The organism is Streptococcus sp. HMSC072D07 (assembly GCF_001814835.1).
Classification (GTDB): Bacteria; Bacillota; Bacilli; order Lactobacillales; family Streptococcaceae; genus Streptococcus.
Genome location: NZ_KV818076.1, coordinates 1,731 through 2,581 on the forward strand (window position 1 = coordinate 1,731; position 851 = coordinate 2,581).

1 protein-coding gene is annotated in these 851 nt (G+C 35.4%); it reads right to left on the reverse strand.

Annotation, left to right across the window (positions count from 1 at the left end; translation table 11 throughout):
- A partial coding sequence (locus tag HMPREF2991_RS07830; RefSeq protein ID WP_070683796.1) for a hypothetical protein occupies positions 1 to 718 on the reverse strand: 718 nt, incomplete at its 3' end.
- Between the last annotated feature and the right edge of the window lie 133 nt (positions 719 to 851).

An 851-nucleotide genomic window follows, 5' to 3' on the forward strand; every position in this document is an offset into this window, starting at 1 on the left:
AAAGACTATAGAGATTGATGTTAGGGTCTGGAACTTGTCCTTCAAGCCTAGTTGTGACGATCTTATTTGATGGATCAATATAACCCTTAGAGTCTAAAATTTTATCATAATTCGTTGCTCTTACAGTACTACTGATAATTGAATCCATCCCAAACTTTGTGTCTTTTGGAAGTTCAACTACTTCTTCTGTCTCCAAATTGAGATAGACTGTTTTGTAACTTCGATTCTCTTCATCCGTTAAATCTACAATTTTTAACCCAAAGTAGTGAGTATCCTCAACGTAATAGGAGTCAATCAGTCTTGTAGGAACGCCTTTCGGATTGTAGTTTCGCACTGCCTGAAAAAGGTCAATCTTTCGTTCAGGCAAGCCCTCCTCGTCTAAATTATACAAAATCAAGTTCCAATACTCTCCCTCCATCTGAAGGTGAGGGATTTCATGTATCTCTCCTTCTTTCTCTACTATAAAAGTCTTGTATTCATCTGTGATCGCATATGTTTTACTGACAAAGAAACTCCCTTTGTTTTTAGGCGCAAGGACATATTGATTCTTATCTCCAAATAGTTGAAAATCTGATTTTCCCCTAGCAGTTCCCATTAAATACTCTAGCTCTTTGGGTTTCTGACTGGGCTTCAAGAGAAGAAAGAAACAAGTTCCTGTTATGACTAAGAGGCTTAAAATTCCCAGAATGATTAGTATTTTTTTCCTATATTGTTTCATTGACTTCCTCCTGAGTATTTACTATTTGTATCTGAAGAACAAAGATTATAAACTCTTAACCCATTATACCATATGAATGATACTACAAGAAGAGTAATAATAGAAAAGCAAAAGAAAACCACCTGAAATGAAT